At 60.1% G+C, this 19,523-nt stretch carries 21 protein-coding genes and 1 pseudogene; 6 read left to right on the plus strand and 16 right to left on the minus strand.

The window, feature by feature from the left end:
• From BSY16_RS21645 to BSY16_RS21680, 8 genes are all read right to left on the minus strand, one after another.
• The gene (locus tag BSY16_RS21645) at positions 1 to 1,182 is read right to left on the minus strand and encodes an aldose 1-epimerase family protein (RefSeq protein WP_069061957.1); all 1,182 of its coding nucleotides are present in this window, start codon (positions 1,180 to 1,182) and stop codon (positions 1 to 3) included.
• A 77-nt stretch (positions 1,183 to 1,259) separates the two neighbouring features.
• Entirely contained in the window at positions 1,260 to 2,174 is a 915-nt protein-coding gene (locus BSY16_RS21650; RefSeq protein ID WP_069061958.1) for a sugar phosphate isomerase/epimerase family protein, read from the minus strand.
• Positions 2,175 to 2,196: 22 nt separating this feature from the next.
• Entirely contained in the window at positions 2,197 to 3,291 is a 1,095-nt protein-coding gene (locus tag BSY16_RS21655) for a Gfo/Idh/MocA family protein (protein ID WP_069061959.1), read from the minus strand.
• 26 nt (positions 3,292 to 3,317) lie between these two features.
• The gene (locus BSY16_RS21660; RefSeq protein WP_069061960.1) at positions 3,318 to 4,376 is read right to left on the minus strand and encodes an ABC transporter ATP-binding protein; all 1,059 of its coding nucleotides are present in this window, start codon (positions 4,374 to 4,376) and stop codon (positions 3,318 to 3,320) included.
• A 2-nt stretch (positions 4,377 to 4,378) separates the two neighbouring features.
• Positions 4,379 to 5,473 carry an ABC transporter ATP-binding protein gene (locus tag BSY16_RS21665; RefSeq protein WP_069061961.1) on the minus strand — a complete coding sequence of 365 codons (1,095 nt, stop codon included), beginning with the start codon at positions 5,471 to 5,473 and terminating at the stop codon, positions 4,379 to 4,381.
• A gap of 3 nt (positions 5,474 to 5,476) precedes the next feature.
• A complete protein-coding gene (locus BSY16_RS21670; protein ID WP_493108226.1) occupies positions 5,477 to 6,337 on the minus strand; it encodes a carbohydrate ABC transporter permease in 861 nt (286 codons plus the stop codon).
• Between the two features lie 92 nt (positions 6,338 to 6,429).
• Positions 6,430 to 7,290 (minus strand): carbohydrate ABC transporter permease, encoded by an 861-nt coding sequence (locus tag BSY16_RS21675; protein WP_069063623.1) that lies wholly within the window; start codon positions 7,288 to 7,290, stop codon positions 6,430 to 6,432.
• Between the two features lie 77 nt (positions 7,291 to 7,367).
• A complete protein-coding gene (locus BSY16_RS21680) occupies positions 7,368 to 8,984 on the minus strand; it encodes an extracellular solute-binding protein (protein WP_069061963.1) in 1,617 nt (538 codons plus the stop codon).
• 283 nt (positions 8,985 to 9,267) lie between these two features.
• Between BSY16_RS21680 and BSY16_RS21685 the strand changes: the two genes are divergently transcribed.
• Positions 9,268 to 10,287, plus strand: a complete 1,020-nt coding sequence (locus tag BSY16_RS21685; protein ID WP_069061964.1) for a LacI family DNA-binding transcriptional regulator — start codon at positions 9,268 to 9,270, stop codon at positions 10,285 to 10,287.
• 574 nt (positions 10,288 to 10,861) lie between these two features.
• Complete coding sequence (locus BSY16_RS21690; protein ID WP_069061930.1) at positions 10,862 to 11,470, plus strand: hypothetical protein; 609 nt, start codon at positions 10,862 to 10,864, stop codon at positions 11,468 to 11,470.
• Positions 11,471 to 11,537: 67 nt separating this feature from the next.
• Here BSY16_RS21690 and BSY16_RS21695 read toward each other — a convergent pair whose 3' ends face one another.
• Entirely contained in the window at positions 11,538 to 12,092 is a 555-nt protein-coding gene (locus BSY16_RS21695) for a hypothetical protein (protein WP_069061931.1), read from the minus strand.
• A gap of 129 nt (positions 12,093 to 12,221) precedes the next feature.
• Positions 12,222 to 12,632 (minus strand): hypothetical protein, encoded by a 411-nt coding sequence (locus BSY16_RS21700; protein WP_069061932.1) that lies wholly within the window; start codon positions 12,630 to 12,632, stop codon positions 12,222 to 12,224.
• A 543-nt stretch (positions 12,633 to 13,175) separates the two neighbouring features.
• Between BSY16_RS21700 and BSY16_RS33140 the strand changes: the two genes are divergently transcribed.
• Together BSY16_RS33140 and BSY16_RS31565 are read left to right on the plus strand one after the other, a co-directional pair.
• Positions 13,176 to 13,478 carry a DUF982 domain-containing protein gene (locus tag BSY16_RS33140; RefSeq protein WP_069063615.1) on the plus strand — a complete coding sequence of 101 codons (303 nt, stop codon included), beginning with the start codon at positions 13,176 to 13,178 and terminating at the stop codon, positions 13,476 to 13,478.
• Positions 13,479 to 13,609: 131 nt separating this feature from the next.
• Positions 13,610 to 13,825, plus strand: coding sequence for a hypothetical protein (locus BSY16_RS31565; protein ID WP_083243050.1), 216 nt, complete (start codon positions 13,610 to 13,612; stop codon positions 13,823 to 13,825).
• 110 nt (positions 13,826 to 13,935) lie between these two features.
• Here BSY16_RS31565 and BSY16_RS21715 read toward each other — a convergent pair.
• From BSY16_RS21715 to BSY16_RS21730, 3 genes and pseudogenes are all read right to left on the minus strand, one after another.
• Positions 13,936 to 15,029 (minus strand): IS3 family transposase gene (locus tag BSY16_RS21715; RefSeq protein WP_502696039.1). Its coding sequence is split into 2 segments (ribosomal slippage): positions 13,936 to 14,786 and positions 14,786 to 15,029, totalling 1,095 coding nucleotides; the frame shifts between segments, so codons are not numbered across the junction.
• A 79-nt stretch (positions 15,030 to 15,108) separates the two neighbouring features.
• Positions 15,109 to 15,270, minus strand: a pseudogene (locus tag BSY16_RS21725) (MFS transporter); the annotation flags it as partial.
• Entirely contained in the window at positions 15,267 to 15,605 is a 339-nt protein-coding gene (locus BSY16_RS21730; protein WP_069061969.1) for an antibiotic biosynthesis monooxygenase, read from the minus strand. The gene BSY16_RS21730 and the pseudogene BSY16_RS21725, both read right to left, overlap by 4 nt.
• Before the next feature lie 107 nt (positions 15,606 to 15,712).
• Here BSY16_RS21730 and BSY16_RS21735 point away from each other — a divergent pair, with 107 nt between their 5' ends.
• Positions 15,713 to 16,600, plus strand: a complete 888-nt coding sequence (locus tag BSY16_RS21735) for a LysR family transcriptional regulator (RefSeq protein ID WP_069061970.1) — start codon at positions 15,713 to 15,715, stop codon at positions 16,598 to 16,600.
• 279 nt (positions 16,601 to 16,879) lie between these two features.
• Here the strand turns inward: BSY16_RS21735 and BSY16_RS21740 are convergent, their stop codons facing one another.
• On the minus strand, positions 16,880 to 18,115 hold the full coding sequence (locus tag BSY16_RS21740; RefSeq protein ID WP_069061971.1) for an MFS transporter: 1,236 nt from the start codon (positions 18,113 to 18,115) through the stop codon (positions 16,880 to 16,882).
• 366 nt (positions 18,116 to 18,481) lie between these two features.
• On the opposite strand from BSY16_RS21740, the gene BSY16_RS32520 reads away from it, so the two are divergent.
• Positions 18,482 to 18,658: a hypothetical protein gene (locus BSY16_RS32520; RefSeq protein ID WP_171902470.1), complete on the plus strand. Its 177-nt coding sequence runs from the start codon at positions 18,482 to 18,484 to the stop codon at positions 18,656 to 18,658.
• A gap of 211 nt (positions 18,659 to 18,869) precedes the next feature.
• On the opposite strand, the gene BSY16_RS32845 is transcribed toward BSY16_RS32520, so the two are convergent.
• A complete protein-coding gene (locus tag BSY16_RS32845; RefSeq protein ID WP_286157310.1) occupies positions 18,870 to 19,148 on the minus strand; it encodes a hypothetical protein in 279 nt (92 codons plus the stop codon).
• Positions 19,114 to 19,518, minus strand: coding sequence for a TetR/AcrR family transcriptional regulator (locus tag BSY16_RS32850; RefSeq protein ID WP_286157311.1), 405 nt, complete (start codon positions 19,516 to 19,518; stop codon positions 19,114 to 19,116). Before BSY16_RS32850 ends, BSY16_RS32845 begins: the two co-directional genes overlap by 35 nt.
• Positions 19,519 to 19,523: the final 5 nt, after the last annotated feature.

Below are 19,523 nucleotides of genomic sequence, written 5' to 3' on the forward strand. Positions count from 1 at the left end.
TCATGACCGGCCCTCCAGAGGGACATGGTTGCCGGAAGGCTCTGGGAAATCGGCATCCGGCTGACGGGCGATCGCCGTAATCCTGGCCTCGCTCGCCGCAATCGCTGCGGCATCGGGAAGGATGCGGAACGTCGTGTCGTAGTGGCGCTCTTCGCCGTGCTCTAGCCAGATCAGCTCGCCACGCTCCCGCGCGGCACCGTGGCCGAGCACATGGTTGGTCGAAGGTTCGATGCCGACAGCATATTGCCCGGCCTGCAGGTTCTGCCATTCGTACATGCAGGGGAACTGGTCCTTGCGGGTGATGACTTCGAAGCCGAGGCCGAGACGGTCGTTGACCAGCGCCACGGGCACCTCGCCATTTTCATCCGCCGCCATTTCATGCTGCCAAACCTGCTCGTGGAAACCGAACTGTGGCGCCGGCATGGCGCGGTAGCCCACACCTTGCTTCTCGTAATCCGCTCCGGCATGCGCCGCCCACACGACGTCGCGCACGGGTGCCAGATAGCGCGAGCCCTCGGCAAGCACGGGATGGCCGACATTGATGTGGTAGCAGAACATGTGCGGCGTGCAGTAGAAACCCCGATTGGCCACCCTGTCGGAAATGCGGATATCGTTGGTGCCGGCCTTGATCTCGATGCGGCGCTTCAGTTCGAGGTGTTCGCCGAACACCGTGCCCTGCGTGACGGTGCCTTCGCACCAGAGAAAACAATCATCGCCGTCCCAGCGCTCGCCGTAACCGTCCAGCTTGCCGGGGATGGTGCCGACGCGGCCGTGGATGGAATGCTTCACCGTCTTCTTCGGACCATAGACATAGTGGTCGGCCGGCTCGTCATACATGAAGAGGATATGGTCGAGGCCGCAGGTGATCATCAGGCCGGAGAAGGAGCGCATCCAGCCGAGACCGCCCTCGCCCTCGTATTCGTGCAGGCCCGGATGGCGGAAGCCGGACGGCGAGTGCCAGCCGATCGCCATGCCGCGATATTCGCAGTCCGCAATATCAAGGGCGCGATCCACCAGAACCGTGAAACGCAGGCCCGTGCCGCTGCGGAACTCGAGCATGCGGATGCCGCGCTCGAGACCGTCGGACAAGGTCATCAGCCGTACACCGGCAAACTGCGAAAAACTTCCTGCGCTGGCAGCGATATCGCGGCGCGACTTCGCTTCCCCGAATAGTTCGACCATCGTGTTGTTCCTTCTCCCTGCCAGGCAGGTCATGCTGTCTCGAGAGGCGGCCGGACCGAAGCCCGGCCGCCGGATTGTCAAAGGCCCTGGGCGCGCAGCTTGCCGTCGAGGAATTTCTTGGCGCGCGGCACGTCGCTCTCGTCGAGATGCTCGATGATCATGGGGATGTTCGGGTGCTTCTCACTGAGGCGCTTGAGGTAAAGATCGTAGTTCAGCGAACCCAGGCCGGGGGCCGGCAGTTCGATTTCGCCGACGCCGCGGAAGGTGTGGCTTTCCAGCGCATCCGCATCGCCGATATCGGCATGCTTTTCCGACTTGTCGTCGCCGGACCGCTTCACGTCCTTGGCATGACCGATCTTGATCTTGTCGGCGAGCGTATCGAACACCTGGTTCAGGATCTGGTCCATGCGGTCGATATTGTGCGTCTCGAAATAGTTGGTCGGATCCATCAGCAAGCCGAGGCCGGGATGATCGACCTGCGCAAACATCTTGACGGTCTCCTCGACGGAGCCGACGACGTTGTTCACGTAGGTTTCGAGCAGGAAGACCGCACCGTGGTCATAGGCATGCTGGGCGAGATCGGCGATGACCTTGCGGCATTCCTCGAAGCCTTCTTCCGTCTTGTTCTTCGGGTGATGCACCCAGTCGGATTCCGTGTTGTAGGTGCCGGTTTCCGAGATGACATAGGGCGTGCCGAGATGGCGCGCGTTACGGATGATTTCCTTCAGATAGCCGACGCGGCGCTCGCGCTCGGCCTTGTCCGGATGGATGATGTTCGTGTAGCCCGAGATGCAGGAGATCGGCAGGTGGTGATCGCGGAAGGTCTCGCGGATCTTGACGCACTTGTCCTTGGTGATCTGGCCCGCCGAGAGATCGATATCCTTGAAGTGCATGTCGAGCTGCACGGTGTTGAAGTCGAGTGCCCGGATCTTCTTCGCCGTCTCTTCCAGCGCATAGGGGAAATAGCCGGTGAAAATACCTGTTTGCATCATGATGAGAATCCTCCCTCGTTATTCATGAATTGATGGAAATTTCGGAAAGCCTGACCGTGCGGCCCTCGTCGATCGACTTGTAGCCGGCCTCAACCAGCGCCACGGTCTTGACGTTATCGGCGACGGAGAGCGCCGGCGGCTCGCCGGATTTGACCGCATATTGCAGCTGCTCCATCACACCAACGAAGGCATGCGGGAACCACATCGTGTCCCAGGTCGGCGTGACCCACTTGCCGCCGGTCGTCGTCTTCGAGGCATAGGTCAACGTCGAGGGCGAACCGTCGGGCCAGCCGATGGTGCCCTGTGCAACGCCGTCCGTGCCTTCGACGCGCCACTTGATGTAGATGTCGCTGTCGAAACCCTCTTCGCGCGGGCCGGACCACACGTCCTCCATGGAAACGGCCATGACGCCGCTCGGGAAGGTAAGCGTCGAGACGGTGATGCCGTCCTTGTGGGCGAATGTCGTTCGCGGATCGGCCCGCGTCAGCGTCGTGATCGTCTCGGGGTCGCCGAACAGGAAGCGCAGCACGTCGAGATGGTGCACGCTCATGTTTGACAGTGTCAGCCGGTCATAGTCTTCGAGGAAGGTCTGCCAGTGCGGAATGGCGCGCATCTCGATCGTCGCCATGACAGGCGCGCCAAGTTCACCTTTGTCGAGGATCTGCTTGAGCACGCGCATGGACTGGTCGTAGCGCATGTTCTGGTTGACCGAGAGGATCTTGCCGGCCTTGGCTGCGGCATCGCGCAACTCGATGGCGTCCTCCAGCGTCAGCGCCAGCGGCTTCTGCGCGAGGATACCCTTGATATGCGGCTGCGCGAGCGCCTTGCGGATCAGCTCCGGCTGCTGGTCCGGCGGGAAGGCGATGTCGAGAATGTCGATGGTGGGATCAGCGATCAGCGCGTCCGGCGTGTCGTGCACGGTCGCAATGCCCCAGCGCTCGGCAACGGCCGCGGCCTTGTCCTTCGTGCGCGAGGCGATGGCGACGACCGGAAAGCCGGCCTCCTTGTAGGCCGCCAGATGGCATTCCGCCATGATCATGCCGGCGCCGATGCAGCCGATCTTGTAGTCCCGCACCCGCACCTGCGGGTCGGGTGCAAAACCCCTGGCTTCGCTCATGGTAACCTCCCGTTTGATATGCTCGTTCACAGGCTGACGGCCTCCCCCGCCTGATTGAAGAAATGGGCTTTGATCGGATTGCAGCTGAGTGCCACCGCACTTTCCAGCCGTATATCCGGTTGGCCACGCATCAGCGCCTTCAATTTTTCTGCCCCGGTATCGACCGTGACCACGGTGTAGCCGCCGAGCGGTTCGATCTCGTAGACCGTGGCCGGTCGCCCCGGACGCGCATCGTTCCACGGCTCGACCTTGAGGTCTTCCGGGCGCACGCCGACATGTGCGGCACCATCCGGAACCGCCTCGAGCGGCAAACTGATCGTGCCGTCCGCCATTTCCAGCGCCTTGCCGCGCACGGCGGGCAGGATGTTCATCATGGGGGCGCCAAGCAGGCGGGCGACATAGCGGCTGACCGGCGTATCGTAGATGTCGGTCGGCGAACCGATCTGGCGGATTTCGCCCTCTTCCATGATCGCCATACGGTCGGCGATCGACATGGCCTCTTCCTGATCGTGCGTGACATAGATCAGCGTCTGGCCGAGATCGCGCTGGATGCGTTTCAGCTCGACGCGGGTTTCCTCGCGCAGCCGCGCATCGAGCGCCGAAATCGGATCGTCCATGAGATAGGCGACGGGATCGCGCACGAGTGCGCGCGCAATCGCCACGCGCTGACGCTCGCCACCGGAAAGCTGCGCCGGCGGCTTGTGCAGCAGGTGGGAAATATGAAGCTTCGCGGCGACGGCCTCGACACGGGCACGGATCTTGTCCTCCGGCACCTTGCGCTCGACGAGCGGGAAGCGGACGTTCTCGCCCGCCGTCATATGCGGAAAGAGCGCGAGGTTCTGGAACACCATCGCCACGTTGCGGTCGGCAGGCGAGATGCGGTTGACCGGCTTGCCACCGATCAGGATCTCGCCTTCGTCCGGCGTCTCCAGTCCGAGGATCAGCTTCAGCACGGTGGATTTTCCAGAAAGCGGCGGCCCGAAGAAACAGAAGAACTCGCCCGGCTGGATATCGAAGCTCGCATTGTTTACGGCGAGGGTCTTGCCGAAACGCTTCGTGACATTGCGGAAGGAAATACCGGCCATGCTCAAACCTCACGGATCGCGACGCCGGTCGCGGCATCGAACAGACGGGCAAAGCCCGGCTCGACAGCGACATGGACGGTCTCGCCTGTCTGGACGGCGATATCATTGTCGAACACGGCTTTCACCCTCTGCTCCCCGTCGCCGAAGTGAACGACAGTGCGCGCGCCGATGCGCTCGATGAAGGTGACGGGCATGGCAAGTCCCTGCCCCGCTGTCGCCAGCACCACACGCTCCGGGCGGAAGCCATAGACGATCTCACGCACGCCGTTTCTCCGCGCCACGGCAGAGAGCGCAGGATCGAGCGGCGCGGTCACACCGAGCGCACCGAGATCGATCACTAGGCCGCGGTCGCTATCGGCAAGCGCGCCCTTGAGCAGGTTCATGCCCGGTGAGCCGATGAAATCGGCGACGAACAGATTGACGGGGTCGTTGTAGACCTCCAGCGGCGTACCGACCTGCTGCAAAACGCCGTGATCCATAACGGCGATGCGGTCCGCCATGGTCATCGCCTCGAGCTGGTCGTGCGTGACATACACCATGGTCTGGCGGAACTGGCGCTGGAGATGCTTGAGCTCGGTGCGCATGACGGCGCGGAAGGCCGCGTCCACATTGGAAAGCGGCTCGTCCAGCAGGAAGATTGCCGGTTCCACGATGGCCGAGCGACCGATCGCCAGGCGCTGGAGGATATTGACCGAGAGCTTGGCCGAGGGCTTGTCGAGCATCGGCGTCAGTTGCAGGAAATCGGCCATCGCCTTGACGCGGCGGTCGGTTTCGGATGCGGAGGTCCCACGCACTTTCAGGCCGTAGGCCAGATTGTCGTAGACGTTCATATGGGTAAAGATCGCGTAGTTCTGGAACACGAAGCCGACGCCGCGCCGGCCCATGGCGACGCCGTTCATGTCGCGGCCATCGAAGGTGATACGCCCCCCGCTCGGCTGCTCCATGCCGGCGATCATGTTCATGGTCGTGGACTTGCCGCAGCCGGACGGGCCGAGCAGCGCCATGAACTCGCCGTCGCGGATTTCGAGATCCATTGTCTTCAACGCCGTGAAGGCCCCGAAACGCTTGACCAGGTTTTCAAGGTGGATGGCGGTCATGGCTCAAGCCTCCTTCGCCGCATTCATGCGGCTGATGGCAAGCGATACGAGAATGGAAAGCGCGATCAGGACGACGAGCGCGATAGCTGCGACATAGCCCCAGATCAGATCCTGCTGCGTCACCTTGTAGATATAGACGGAGATGGTTTCCGTCGCGACACCCGGCCCGCCGCCTGTCATGATGTAGAGCGTGTCGAAGATCTTGAAGTTCTCGATGACGCGGATCGACAGCGCGATGATGATGATCGTCTTCATCTTCGGCATGACGATGGTGCGGAAGCGCTGCGACCAGCTCGCACCGAGCAGTGTCGCGGCGCGCATCTGATCTTCAGGCACGCCGACGAGCCCAGCGAGCAGAATGAGGAACATCAGCGGCGTCCACTGCCAGATATCGGCGATCATCACGGCGATCAGCGCCGTACCGGGGCTCGACAGCCAGGCGAGCGCGAAGGGGCGGCCGATCAGCGTCGAGACGATGTCGTTCACCGGCCCGCCGGACTGGAACAGCATGAAGAACATGTAGCCGGCGACGGCGGGGACAACCATCATGGGAATGAGCATGACGGAATAGAACAGGCGCTTGCCAACGAAATTGTCTATGAAGAGGATGGCAAGGCCGAGACCCAGCAGGAATTCGGCCGGCACGCAGATCGCCATAACCAGCGCCGTGCGACCTAGGGCATCCCAGAAGCGGCTATCGGCTGCAAGGTCGGTATAGTTGGCGAAGCTGTTCCACAGTTCATAGGCCTGCCACCAGCCGATGCCGTCGAGCGGCGACCAATCGGTGAGGCTGATATAGAGCTGCATCAAGAGCGGAAAGACCGCGATGAAGAGCACCAATAGCTGGGCCGGTAGCGTCAGCATCAGGCCAAGGCGGCGTCCACCGTCCTCGATGCGGGTCTCAGGCGTCGAACGGTCGCCGGTCACGGAGATTTTCTCCTCGGTTGCGAGTATGCTCATTGCTTGAGCGCTCCGAAGGTCAGACCCCGGACCAGATGCTTCTGGATGGCGATGCCCATGATGACAGGCGGGACGGCGGCGATCAGGCCGAGCGCGGCCTTGGCGCCATAAAGCTGGCCGGTCATGGAGGACGAGAGCGAGGCCATGTAGACCGGGATGGTCACCCATTCGCGCGTCGTCAGAAGTAGCGCGATGAGATAGTCCGACCAGTTCAGGATGAAGACGAAGAGCGCGGAGCTGGCGAGTGCCGGGCGCATGATCGGCAGCGTGATTTTCAGGAAAACGCGCAGGCGAGAGCATCCCTCGACGAGTGCTGCATCCTCGATTTCGCGCGGCATATCGTCGAAAAATGTCTTCATCAGCCAAAAGGCGAAAGGCAACGTGACAATGCCGTAGATCAGCGCAAGGCCCCACCAGCTATCGACCAGGCCGAAGAAGGCCCACATGATCATGACGGGGATCATAACCGCCATCGGGGGAAAGAGCCTCAGCTGGATGAGCGCCAACGGCAAGTTCCGCCCGGAACCGAACCGCGACAGGCCATAGGCGCCCGCCGTGCCCGCTGTTATAGCAATCAGCGTGCCGAAGACGGCCGAAAACAGCGAGGCGAGGATCGGCTTGCCCGCAGTGCGATCGAGGGCGACGATGAGATCCGAGGTCGAGGTTCCGAAGATGAACCGGAAGTTATCGAGCGTCGGGTTCTTCGGCCACCAGGTCAGGTCGGCGCCGGCGGCAGACCATTCGGCAATCGGCTTGAAGGCCATCGAGGCCATCCAGAGCGTTGGAATGAGCGTGACCGCCAACGCCAGAAGAATGGTGGTGTAGCGGAAGATCTCGAAGGTCAGCGAGCGGTTCATGATCGCAAAGGTCACTTGTCGAAAACAGGAAGAAGGCGCCGGGCGAACAGGCCGCCCGGCGATCGGGTCATGCCGGCTCAGCCGGCCAGCGGATCGAGCACCGTCGGCCACGCCTGCTTGTTCGACTTGATGGCTTCGAGCAGCTTGTCCTCACCCGTGCGCCGCGCGATGCGCTGCCATTGCTTCTCGGTATCGGCCATCGCCTCCTCCGGCGTCTTCGCCTTGGTCAGCGCTGCCATGAGGTTTTCGTCTAGCGCGTTGTGGAATGCGGTCGCGCCCGGATAGTTGATCGAGGGCACGGTGCGCGCCACCGTCTCCCGCACGACGTCCATGTGGTAGTCGTGATAGGTCTGGCGCACCAGCGGGTCGGCGAAGTTCGACAGCTGGAACGGGTCGAAGTAGCCGCCCGGATTGGCCGTCATCCACGAATAGATGCGGCTGGAACCCAGCCATTGCAGCAGCAGGTAGCAGACCTCGGGATGTTTGCTCTGCGCCGAGACTGACGCCGAGAGGTTGAGCCACAGGACAGAGCGGCTGACGAGCTGGCCGCCGACATCGCGGCCGGGCGGCAGCATGGAACCGATCTTGCCGGTGACCTTGGAGCCCTCGTTCGCCTTGTTGTCGAGGAACTTCGGCAGGTTCGAAAAGGCGCAGGTCATCGCCGCACCACCCGAGGCGAAGTTGCCGTACTGCTCTGGCCAGCCCCACGAGATTGCGTCCGGCGAATGGTGGCTGAGCGAATCGACATACTCATGGGTAGCGAGATAACCGGCTTCCGAATTGATCAAAGCCTTGCCGTCGTCGCCGAAGAGGAACTGGTTGGGCGAACCCATCGAAACGAAGCGCTGGTACCAGTTCGTGTAACCCCACCCCTGGTTGCGCAGGTCCGTCGAGCCGAAAAGGCCCTTGTCCGGGCGGTGAAAGAATGCTGCAACGTCGGAGTGTTCCTTCCAGGTGCGCGGCGGGGCGAGCGCATAGCCATATTTGTCGGAGAAGGCCTTCTTCTCCGCCTCGTCGTTGAACAGGTCGGTGCGGTAGTTCCAGGTCTGGAAGTCGCCGTCGAGCGAAACGCCGTAGGTCGAGCCGCGATACTGGTTGAGAAGCGAAACGCCTTTGGCGCCGTTGACATAGCCGCGTTCCGGATCGTCCCATTCCGGCTTATGCTTGGCGACATAGTCGTCGAGCTTGATGATGCCGGCCGTTTCGACGAGATCGCCGAGGCGGTTCCACTCCACGGCATAAATGTCGAACGCTCCGCCCTTGGTGGAGATATCCTGCATCGTCTTGGTGAATTCCTGGCCGTTCGGCACGCCGACGATATCCAGGGTGATGCCGGTTTCTTTCTCCCAGAGCTCCTTGATGGACGGCGCACCGGCGGGGAAGGCCTGCGTCAGCTGGCCGATCGAACCGTCGGACAGACCGAGCACGATACGCTCTGGTGCCTTGCCGGCGCTCTTCAGTGCCTTGGCAGCTTCGACGGCGCGGCCTTCCGGCGTGTCGGCGCCGTACTGGTAGCGCTCAGCCCCTTCGAAGCCGGTCGGACCGCCGATCATGCCGGGCGCGAGCGCGTCGGCCGCAAAGGCCCGGCCTGGACGGATGAACTGCGGCGCAATTCCGACCGCAGCAGTCAATGCAAATGTCTTCGCGCCGGCTGCCAGAAGGCCACGGCGCGAGACCGTCAGAAACTCGCTCATTGATGTTCTCCTCCATGCCGAGAGGTCTCCTCACCCGTCAGCGTGATGATTAATGGCGGCATCATTGATTGGCGTCAACATCATTTTACCTCATATTGCGTCTTTTGGCTTCAATTGCTTAAGTCAGTAGGCGTCTAGGAGCGAAAACTGACGGAAAATGATGGGCTAGGCCCGCGCCACACGCGTGGTTTTCTGAGGAAAAGCTGATTTGCCTACGCATACCCCTTGTATTTCGGATGGAGAGAAATACATCATTTCGCGTCATTTTGTGGAAGGACACGCTTTGCGCTCGACATTGACGGACATTGCCCGTGAAGCCGGCGTTTCACCGGCGACAGTGGATAGGGTCCTCAACAATCGTCAGGGCGTGCGGGATCGGACCCGCGACGCCGTGCTCGAGACCGCCCGCAAACTAGGCTATCTCACCGGACCGTTCTCGGAAGTGACGACTGCGGCCGGGAAAATTCGGCTAGACTTCGTACTTCCGGCCGGCACGAACACCTTCGTCGCTAACCTTCTCACGCAGCTTGTCAATCAGGGCGCCCTTCAGGAAGACCTCGACATCCGCGTTCACTCAATTGAAGGCTTTAATCCGGATACGCTTGCACGCACGCTCAATTCGTTGGTGGGCCTAACGCAGGGCGTCGGCGTCATCGCCCTCGACCATCCCACCGTACGAGAGGCCATGCGCGAACTCTCGCTATCTGGCGTGCCGATCGTGACGCTTGTCTCCGATATCCTTCACGTGCCTCGCGCAGGGTATGTCGGCATCGACAACCGTGCGGCAGGCAGGCTTGCCGGCTATCTGCTTGGCCGTTTCCTCGGCAGTGGTACGAAGCGGAAGATCGCGCTGTTCGCCGGGTCGCTGTCTTATCGCGGGCACGAAGAGCGCGAAATGGGCTTCCGTCACGTCATCACGGAAGAATTCCCAGATCTCGATGTCGTCGAACTGCGCGAAGTCCGCGACGACCGCCAACGCGCCTATGAGGAAGCGGTCTCCCTTTTCAAGCGCCACCCCGATCTCTCCGGGATCTACAATATCGGCGCCGGCAATGCCGGGATTGGCCTGGCGCTACAGGAGACCGGCATCGCATCCTCGGTCATCTTCGTCGGCCACGAACTGACGGAGAGCACCAAGCGCTTTCTTCTCGACGGCACCATCGATGCCGTCATCGACCAAAATCCGCGCGTAGAGGCGCGCGAAGCCATTTCCATGCTGAAAAACACGATCCTCGGCGGGAAATTCGACCACCACCCGCCGCGACTTCAGGTCATTTTCCGAGAGAACATCCCGGAATCGTGAGATCTACTTATCCGAAATTGAAGCGGGGCCACTCATTGCAGTAGCTATTGCTGGTTGTTGGCGCACGCTTGCTCAGAAGAGGCTCCGGAAAATCAGCATGCGGTCAACAGATTTCTCCGCCGCACCAATCAAGTGCCTGGTTCATTGGGGCAGTGCTAACGAGCTTGACACTGGAGCCACAGGAGAGCGGTGTAGCATTCGATTCGCGAACTTGTCGGCGGCATGACCGCGCAGCAAGCTGCCTGGAAACTCCGCGGTCTCTCGCCCGCTACATTAGGTCTTGATGGAATCAGAACCGGTGGCCCCGTGAAAATCCCAACTCATATGGAAATTCACAGCCTACACAAGACCTTGAGTACGAATGACCGAGTTGGTCCGGCAGCTAACTCGAAGCGGAAAACTAGAGCCTTTGCGCTCCCGATTCACCGGCAAGCTGCGGCTGAGAACGACGAGCCTCGCAAACGCATTGATCCAAACGGACGATCACCTCCCGAGGCATTTAAAGCTCGGCGAATTGCTTTTTGGACGCGTTTCCCGTAGGGGGATCGCACAATCCTTTACGTGAGATCGACCCATGAGAATGCCGCAGCGCAGCTTCGTCGTTGAATTCAACTCGCGTTCCCGGCAAACTAAAGCAAGCAAGCCCGCGTCAATCTGGGCTGACACGGATTTGAAGGCAGTCGCGCGGCAGGTCGAAGAGCAATCCGCACATCTGTTCGATCAGTCAGCGGATAGAGAGGCGGCCAAGGCTGCAGCTTCCCGGTTGGAAGCGCCACCTCAGGTCCCCTCCGCGCTGCAGTGTTCGACTTTACCTTCGGAGTCCGAGACCCCAATGGCCAAATCGCAGGTCACTGACGTTCGGCTCGCAGACAACACGATGGCGAAGGATGTTAAAAATGGGCCGCCCGAAACGGCCGGGCAGCCACCTGCCGCTTCCGAAACAGCGGCTCCTGCGCCTCAACGCATGACGGTACGCAAGATAAAAACGCGCGCAGTGCAATCCGAGCGCAAAGCCGCGCCACGAACGGCGCCAGCAGGCGGCCTCAATGCGCAGGAGGCATTCGCTTCGGCTACCGATCTCGCCGCCCTTGAAGGGGAAAACAGGCGGCTGAAAGCGCTGTTGCGGGAACATCTCTCTGCTGAACACGCACAGCTAGCAGCCATGCTTCTGCGCTTTCAATAGGCTGTCTTCCGTACCCTTCTCGTCAAGGTACGATCTAGGTTGCGCTCCAACGCTTCGGGATCACGCCTTAAGCGTCAGGACCGCCAAATCGCTCCAGCATTTTATGAAGTTGAGCATTCTGCTGCTTCAGTTTCTCCGCCAGCTGGCGCGTTAACGCCCGGATCTCCACATCAACCCCGGCGACCTCCGCATGGATGTTGGCGCCGGATGGTCTGGTGGAGGTTTGACGGTCGGCCGCGGCCTCCACCTCCTGGTTCACCGGCTCGGTTGGAGCCGGCTTCTTGCCTCGTCTCGGCCGCGTAACTGGCGGTGTGCTGGCGATCGCCGCTTCGGGCTCCCTTTTGCTCTTTTGAGCAAGACCTTGATTGGATCTTTTGGATGAACGCGTCGCTACACGATCGATAGCGTCGAGGTTCGCAAGAGAAATGCCGTCATCGGCTTTGGCGTCCGCCAAGATCGTTTCGTCGGCGTGCGTAACATTCTCGCGCTTGAGTTCAAGGAAGGGCTGAACCGGCGCCGAAGAAGACGAGGAAGTCTCCTGCCCATCGGCCAATTCCTGCGCCTCTTCCGGCGATCGCCGCCGGAAGACCAGTTGTCCAATCATTTTCCACGGTGACTTCATTGTGCTTCAACCTCTGGCGTCCGCAGCATGACGTCACGTATTCTACCGCGGGTTCGCGGCGAACCCGAGGCGCGAGAAGTGTTATCGCGCTTGCAACCGAACTGGCTCGGACGCGACCCTGTCATTACATCAGGCCAGACCGAGCCGTTTACGCAGATCCGCGTTTTCCGAACGCAGTTTCTCGGCCAGCGTTTGGCGAAGACGCTTGTTCTCTTCTTCCAGCTGCAGAAGTTCCGCCATCTCGTCCAGAGCAGGAGCGGAGGCTTTCGCTATGGCCTTCGCCGGCTTGACAGCGGCAGGAGTTCTTTTGGCCCTGGTTTTGATCGGCTTTTCCGTGATCACCGCGACGTTGGTATCAATGCCAGCGTTTGCACCGTGCTTCTTACGCTGTTTTGCAACAGTCGCAGTCTCCAGCGACGCAGCCTTCGAGTCAGGAGTAGATTTCGCGCGCCGAGGAGCTCGCTGCTTCTTCTGCACCGGAGCATTCACCTCTGTCGATGCCACTTCACCGTTCTCGATCGTGTTGTTTACATCAGCCATAAATTGTCTCCCTCTAAGCCTTGATCGCCTTTGTCCGTCGGCTTGAAGATCGAGTCAATATCTTCGCGTCTCTACTGGAACACGCTGGCTATCAATGGAAGAAAAGGCGCACGCGCCTGCAACGAAACCGCCGTCATCGGAGCAGCATCGAGCGGTGGTCGGGCGATAGCTCGAAGCGACCGCGGCGCCTCATCAAGAGCGGCGCGCTGGGGTTCTATGTCGAGACCGACGATGCTTGCCTTTCTCGAACACGGGCCTATCCGGCAATGGGGGCACTCCATAATCACAATGAAGGTGCCAGCGAGTTGCTGCCAGGCTTTGTACTCGGCCGTCTTCGTTCGGCCTCCTGCCTTCTTATTGACAAAGAGACCATTGATGGAGGCATGGGAAGAGCGATGCGGATCCTGCGGCCGCCCTCTGAAAAAATTCGACCTTCCGACCGCGACCAATCTTGAAACCGAAAAAGTTCGAAAATACATTTCCGGCCGGCGCACGATTCTGACGCCACCCTTGTTGATCACCAACGTTTTCAGTGAGGTAGAGATGAACTCGAAGGTATTTGATAAGCCCGTCTATCTGAAGGAACGCAGGGAACTCATCCGAGAGATAACGTGCTTGGAAGACGCCATCGACTTTCTGGAAGAATGGCCGGAAAGAGATCGTGACATCGTGCACGATGCGGCCCTTAAGACATGCTACATGGCCTTTGACGGTCACAAACCCGTAAAAATCGGACGCGATGCCATCCGCTCCTTTGGGGAAAAGAAGGGCATATTGGTGAAATCCCCAGGCGTCATGCCGTGGATGATCCGTTCGCGTTCCGGCGGCGGGCGCTTGTCCGCGTAGAGTCTGTAACGATTGGGAGAGGCTGCGATTGCGGCCTCTCTTCCCAAATGGCCAGTTCATGCTGCCACCTCGCCCGCCGATTGGAACCTTTCCGCGCCGGCCGAAGTTGGTTTCGTGACAAGGAGACCAGAATGGCCATTGCCCCAATCGATCCTACGCCCAAGCAACCGCCGGATGTCATTCCTGATCTGCCGCCGGATTTGCCCGAGCCGCCCATCAAGGAACCGGACCCGGACGTCCTTCCGGACGAATTGCCGAACCCTAACCCGGATGAAGGCAATGACTTGCCGAGGAAGCTTCGTAAGCGTCCGGTGAAGCTCCCTTTGAGATTTCCCACGAACGCCTGAAGTCACGTTGACCTGCCCCTGAACTTTCATCCGGCAGCGATTAGAGCCTCGGCGGTCTTGCTCTGAGCCCAAACCTTGGACCGCCGGGAGTTGGAGTTTTCCGGCTCTTATCACGATGGCTGGCTGGTATCGCCACCGGGATTATGCAGCAGGATCGGAGGTTTGTAACCGATCGCCGAGTGAGGACGTTCCTCGTTGTAGTATCGACGCCAAGTCTCCAACTTTTCGCTTGAATCCGCAAGGGTCAGGAACCAATGAGCGTTCAGGCATTCCGCGCGGAGCTTACTGTTGAACGCCTCGATGAAGCCGTTGTCCGTCGGCTTACCGGGCCGCGAGAAGTCCAGCGTGACGTTGTTGGCATAGGCCCAAAGGTCGAGATCTCGGGAGATGAATTCGCTGCCGTTGTCGACCCTGATCGTCTTCGGAGACCCAGTCTTCCTGCAAATGCGTTCCAGCGTCTGGACAACATCCTCACCGCGATAGGTGAACCGCGCATCGGTTGCGAGGCAGTAACGCGCATGGGTATCGACAATGGTCAGGATGCGCAGCTTCTTGCCGGTCGAAAGCTGGTCGTGAACGAAGTCCATCGCCCACACGTCGTTCGGCCCGGCGGCTTCCTGGCGATCCTCCCGTAGTTTTGCCTTGACCCGCCGCTTGGGGTGCTTGTTGCGCAGTTGAAGCCCTAACTCACTGTAAATCCTGCGTGTCTTCTTCATGTTGATCTTCCATCCATCACGGCGCAGGAGGATATGGACACGCCGATATCCATAACGGACGCGTGCCTCGCAAATCTCCCTGATCCGTCTTTCGAGAGGGGCCTGTCCGGTGCGCCGGGACTTGTAGTGATAAGTCGATGTATCGAATGTCAGGACCTTGCAGGCCCGTCGGATCGATATGCCCCAGTCCGCCAGCATCCCGTCGATCAGCTTTCGCTGCTGGACAGGCCTCAGAGCTTTCGGCGGATGACGTCCTGGAGCATCTCCCGGTCAAGCGTCAGGTCCGCGACAATCTTCTTCAGCCGGGAATTCTCATCCTCCAAAGCCTTCAGACGTCGCATCTCGTCGGGCAACAGGCCCGCATACTTCTTGCGCCAGTTGAAATACGTCGCCTGGCTGATACCTGCCTTCCGGCAGATCTCCGCAACCGGCACGCCGTCGTCGCCCTGCTTCAATATGAACGCCTTCTGCGCGCCCGAAAATTCGATGCCTTCATCGCTTCCGCTCCTTATCCCAGCCGGGAAATTATCGCGGAAAACTCCAACTATGAATGGTCCAGTTTTTGGGGATCAGAGCACATTGTCCGGCCATCGCCTCGCTCACCTCCAGCGATCCCCCGATCTGCGGGAGCAGACCGGCAGGCAGAGCCTCGGTCAGGATGGTGAGGAAACCGGCAATCGCCAGCGCGCATAGCCCCGCGACTGGCAGCCGTCCGACCTGCGTCGTCATGCTGAGGCCTTCGGCAGCACCAGGTCGGCAACGGTGTAGGTGTGGAACTCGCTCGACGAGACGGTGTCGAGCTTGCGGAACTTTTCGAGGAATACCGGATCGGAAAAGAAGATCCCGACATCGCCAGCATCGGAAATCGCCTCGATGTTCACGACGGTCAGCCCATCCGTGCTCTTGGCAAGGTTGCTCCACAGGAAACCGGGCTTCTGCTCGGCGACGTAGTGAACGACATCCTGGATCAATCGGAATGCTTCCTCCTGCTTGCCAGGATGAACGTGAATGACATTGACGATGAATGTCGTTGCGGCGGGCTGGATCGTGAAGGCGGGGATCATGTTCGTCTCCTTGTTTCGGAAGGCCAAGCGATAGCGGACGGTTTGTTGCGGAAAAACAGGCCGTCATTCCGATGACTACAGAATAAAATTCCGATAATAGTCAGTGCATGGACAAACTCACAGCGTTCGACGCCTTCGTGCAATCGGCTGAAACAGGCAGCTTCGTTGCAGCTGGTCGCAAGCTCGGCCTATCTGCCTCTGCGGTTGGCAAGGCGGTGGTGCGGCTCGAGCAACGGCTGGATGTGCGCCTGTTCCATCGCAACACGCGCAACATGACGCTGACCGAGGAAGGGCGGCTGTTCCTTGAACGCTGCCGCCGCATCTTCGAGGAGGTCGAGGCAGCGGAAGCCGAGCTTGCCCGATCCAATCGGACGCCGAGAGGGAGGCTACGCGTCAGTCTGCCGCTGGTCGGCATGCTCCTGACGCCGGTGATGGCCAACTTCATGCGCGCCTGGCCCGAGGTGCAGCTCGATTTGGATTTCAGCGATCGGCTGGTTGACGTTGTGGAGGAAGGGTTCGATGCGGTCATTCGCACCGGGCAGCCCTCGGACAGCCGGTTGATGAGCCGCAATGTTGGAAGGTTCAAACTGAAGATTGTCGCCTCGCCAGGCTATCTGGCACGGTGCGGCGTGCCGGAAACCCTTGATGATTTGACGCATCACCAGTGTCTACACCAACGGTCGCCGAGCACGGGCAAGCTACGACCCTGGCCGTTTGCTCGCGGACAACCGCAGGGGAAGATTGTCCTGCCCGAACGGATGAGCGCGACGGCGGTCGATCCGCTGATCGAGTTGGCCATCCGAGGAATGGGCATTGCCTGTCTGCCGCCCTTTGCGATCCGGAGCGAGATCGCTGATGGCCGTCTCGTGTCGATTTTGGATGAGTGGGTGGAAGAAACCGATCAGTTCAACGTTCTCTGGCCGGCCAGCCGCCAGATCACGCCCAAACTCAGAGTGTTCATCGACTTCATGGCAGAACATCTGCAACCGCAGTAGGTGCCGCGCCGCGCGCCAGCAGCCGGCTCGGAACGGATCAAGCTCTAGAACCAGTCCTCCCAGATCCCAGCCACGCCCCCCGATCCTGAAATACCGTGGCGCGGCGTACGTCTCGGTCCCTCACCTGTGGTGGCCAGCAGTTGCTCACGCCACAAACGGAAGCGTAAGCAACTTAGCTGCCGGGAACAGCGATCTCGGGCTGTCTGTGTGCTCTCGCCCTCTGAGCCCACCGCCAGCGCCGACGCGCCAGACCGGCAATCCGGGATCGCCGATTGGCGGTCATCCATGCCGTCCGGTCAAAAACGCTAAAACCGCCAGAAACTGAATCACCAACGCCAGAATGAAAACGGCGGGGTCAGAGATCGTCCTGGCAATGCCGAACAGCGCGGGCGCGAGTGCATAGGTCGCCTGGCTCAGAGCCACGATCAGCGGCACCACGCGGGAGACGTCGCTCCTGGTAAATTCCACCTGTGCAATGAGAGGCGGGAGCGACGTGGCGTTGCCGATGCCGAGGCCGAACAGCAGGACTCCAATAACCACCGCGGCGGCATTTTCTCCGTCCGTCGCCAAAAGCATCAGGGTGCCGATAATCTGGACCCCGTAGCTCGCGGATGCGACCAGACGGCGGTCCGCGGAAACCGGCATCAGCCAACCGATGCCCGTGCGCCCGAGGATTGCCGCAACGGTAGCCCCTCCCATCAGCAGGCCCGCCGCCTTTGATCCGAAGACCGGCACCATGATCGAAAACAGATGGGCCAGCAGCCCGATCTGTGCAAACAACCCGGCAGCCATACCCGCCGCTAGCGTCAGGAAGCGGCGATCGCGCCAAAGCGAAGCGCCTCCCCTGGGCTCAGTGAGCGACGGAGCCGTCGGGGACATCCCCTGCTCTGGCCACGCTCCGTCTGGAAATTGCCCGAGAACGTCGGGAGATTTGGAAAATGCCACAACAGACAAGGCGGCCACGGTTAGGACCATCGAGATCCCGACGATGACGGCTGCCTGTGCAAACCCGCTTGACGCGATGAGCACGACCCACAGGGGCGAGAAGATAACACCTCCCACACTTGCTCCATTATATGCCATGGACAGTGCTGCTGGGCGGGCCCGGACAAACCAGGGCGCGATGATGGCGTTCACTGCCGCAGCGCCCATCGCAACCCAGCCTGTTCCACTCAGGAGAGCGGCGGCGAACAGGTGCCACGGCCGATCGGCCAGAGACCAACCGACGACGCCGATTGCGAGGAGAATCGCGCCGATGACGGTGATCGCGGGAACGCCCGCAAGCCGATACAGTCGAGGAAGGTTCGCCACGACTATCGCACCGACCAGAAAGTGCAGCGTTACGGCGGCCGAGACAAGCGTAACGGGCCATCCCGTTCGCTGAACCACCATTTGCAGGTAGATCGGTGGTCCGTAAAAACCGACACCCCAGCCAAAGACTGCCAGCACGAAGGTCGCGGCGACCACGTGCCAGCCGAAAAAGGGTTTTATCCTGGATGGTTGGCAAGATGTCATGACCTGGGCTCCGATGGCGACAGGCTCTTATGGCAGCTTCCCGGAAGCAAAGCTTCGGTCACGATCGAAGTGTGTCGTTTGGCGGCCCTTCGCGCAAGTTGTGCCTGAGGGGCGCGGGGCCTGCCGGCCAGTAGCTGCCGGTGTCCCCGGGGATTACAGGCGAGCTGTTAACGCCTTGAACCGAATCGAACCGCAGGCCCGACTCCAGGAAGTCAGTCTCTTGCGCGAACATCTTATAATCGGCAGTGCGAGTTACCACATTGAGACCCTGCAACCACAAATGTGCTCCGATAGATCGGCGGGCATGGGCTGTCGATAGCATTTCCCCAGGTAGAGAATACAGGACCTTGAATAGGAGAACTCATCATGGGTTGGAAAACGCCAAAGATCGAATACGTGAACGGATACAAGATCATTGAAGTCGAGGGCCCTACCTTCAAGGTCTACGAGGGCGACCGTCAAATGGGAGATGATTTCCCTTACTCTGGCGAAGCGGCTGCTCACGCGAACTCCCTTCCAACGCGGGATGCTCCAGGGAGCTGAGCGGGAAAAGCGATGCTACCCTGTTCAAAGTACTACACCGGACCACGATGACAAGAAACTGGCACCTCACCCATGCTCGCAGGCAGAAGGCCCGTCCGTTTGCTCTTGAAGGGATGTGAACCATCGACCCGCGCGCCGTTTTACCAATGGGCTGTTGAAACTCAGCCTTTACGGCCTAAAGTCGCGGCGAATTCCGCACAGCTAGCTTCCTCTATTTATGGGTGTGGCGGTCATTCGTTGCCGAGCCACCCAGAGCCCTGATGTAAAACTCTATCTGATCGAGAAGATGTGAAGAGGTATCACTACCCTCCCGGACATCCTGTTCGACGAGCATAGGGTGATAGAATGGCGTGAAAGCAGTCATGACATTTCTGGCCCCGCGCTCTGGATCTTCAGTTCTGAAGTCGCCGGAATCTATTCCGTCCCTTACGATTGCTTCAATCCCAACAACTTCATCAGTATGGGCCTTGTTGATCTCCCAATTTTTCACCCGCCGCGGCAACCATCAGATCATGGATGCGCTTCTCTTCAACAAACGTTGCCTTCCGCTTCTGATGCAGTCGCTTCAGGGTTTCTACGAGCCTGGTTTGTGCCGACCCACGAATGCACGCGGTCAACGTTGCGACTTGAATGTATTCCTCGAAGAACCGACCAGAGATTGAAGCATTTATCGCCATCCTGGAGGGAAAAAAGCGGTATACATTCGCGCTGCTCATTTCCAGGCATTTCGCAATATCGGCCACTGTCGTCTTCTGAAAACCGATGTGGCGAAAATGCTGCTCCGCCACATCGAGCATACGCTCGCGCCAAATCTTCACTTCAGTGCCCGAGCGGCCCTGTGGGATTGCGATACGTGGCACGGACG

Origin of the sequence: Sinorhizobium sp. RAC02, from assembly GCF_001713395.1 — a bacterium.
Taxonomy (GTDB): Bacteria; Pseudomonadota; Alphaproteobacteria; order Rhizobiales; family Rhizobiaceae; genus Shinella.

Excerpts from the sequence above, each read along its gene's own strand:
- BSY16_RS21645 (WP_069061957.1), bottom strand. The coding sequence starts at position 1,182 with ATGGTCGAACTATTCGGGGAAGCGAAGTCGCGCCGCGATATCGCTGCC.
- BSY16_RS21650 (WP_069061958.1), bottom strand. The coding sequence starts at position 2,174 with ATGATGCAAACAGGTATTTTCACCGGCTATTTCCCCTATGCGCTGGAA.
- BSY16_RS21655 (WP_069061959.1), bottom strand. The coding sequence starts at position 3,291 with ATGAGCGAAGCCAGGGGTTTTGCACCCGACCCGCAGGTGCGGGTGCGG.
- BSY16_RS21660 (WP_069061960.1), bottom strand. The coding sequence starts at position 4,376 with ATGGCCGGTATTTCCTTCCGCAATGTCACGAAGCGTTTCGGCAAGACC.
- BSY16_RS21665 (WP_069061961.1), bottom strand. The coding sequence starts at position 5,473 with ATGACCGCCATCCACCTTGAAAACCTGGTCAAGCGTTTCGGGGCCTTC.
- BSY16_RS21670 (WP_493108226.1), bottom strand. The coding sequence starts at position 6,337 with ATGCTGACGCTACCGGCCCAGCTATTGGTGCTCTTCATCGCGGTCTTT.
- BSY16_RS21675 (WP_069063623.1), bottom strand. The coding sequence starts at position 7,290 with ATGAACCGCTCGCTGACCTTCGAGATCTTCCGCTACACCACCATTCTT.
- BSY16_RS21680 (WP_069061963.1), bottom strand. The coding sequence starts at position 8,984 with ATGAGCGAGTTTCTGACGGTCTCGCGCCGTGGCCTTCTGGCAGCCGGC.
- BSY16_RS21690 (WP_069061930.1), top strand. The coding sequence starts at position 10,862 with ATGAGAATGCCGCAGCGCAGCTTCGTCGTTGAATTCAACTCGCGTTCC.
- BSY16_RS21695 (WP_069061931.1), bottom strand. The coding sequence starts at position 12,092 with ATGAAGTCACCGTGGAAAATGATTGGACAACTGGTCTTCCGGCGGCGA.
- BSY16_RS21700 (WP_069061932.1), bottom strand. The coding sequence starts at position 12,632 with ATGGCTGATGTAAACAACACGATCGAGAACGGTGAAGTGGCATCGACA.
- BSY16_RS33140 (WP_069063615.1), top strand. The coding sequence starts at position 13,176 with ATGAACTCGAAGGTATTTGATAAGCCCGTCTATCTGAAGGAACGCAGG.
- BSY16_RS31565 (WP_083243050.1), top strand. The coding sequence starts at position 13,610 with ATGGCCATTGCCCCAATCGATCCTACGCCCAAGCAACCGCCGGATGTC.
- BSY16_RS21730 (WP_069061969.1), bottom strand. The coding sequence starts at position 15,605 with ATGATCCCCGCCTTCACGATCCAGCCCGCCGCAACGACATTCATCGTC.
- BSY16_RS21735 (WP_069061970.1), top strand. The coding sequence starts at position 15,713 with ATGGACAAACTCACAGCGTTCGACGCCTTCGTGCAATCGGCTGAAACA.
- BSY16_RS21740 (WP_069061971.1), bottom strand. The coding sequence starts at position 18,115 with ATGACATCTTGCCAACCATCCAGGATAAAACCCTTTTTCGGCTGGCAC.
- BSY16_RS32520 (WP_171902470.1), top strand. The coding sequence starts at position 18,482 with ATGGGTTGGAAAACGCCAAAGATCGAATACGTGAACGGATACAAGATC.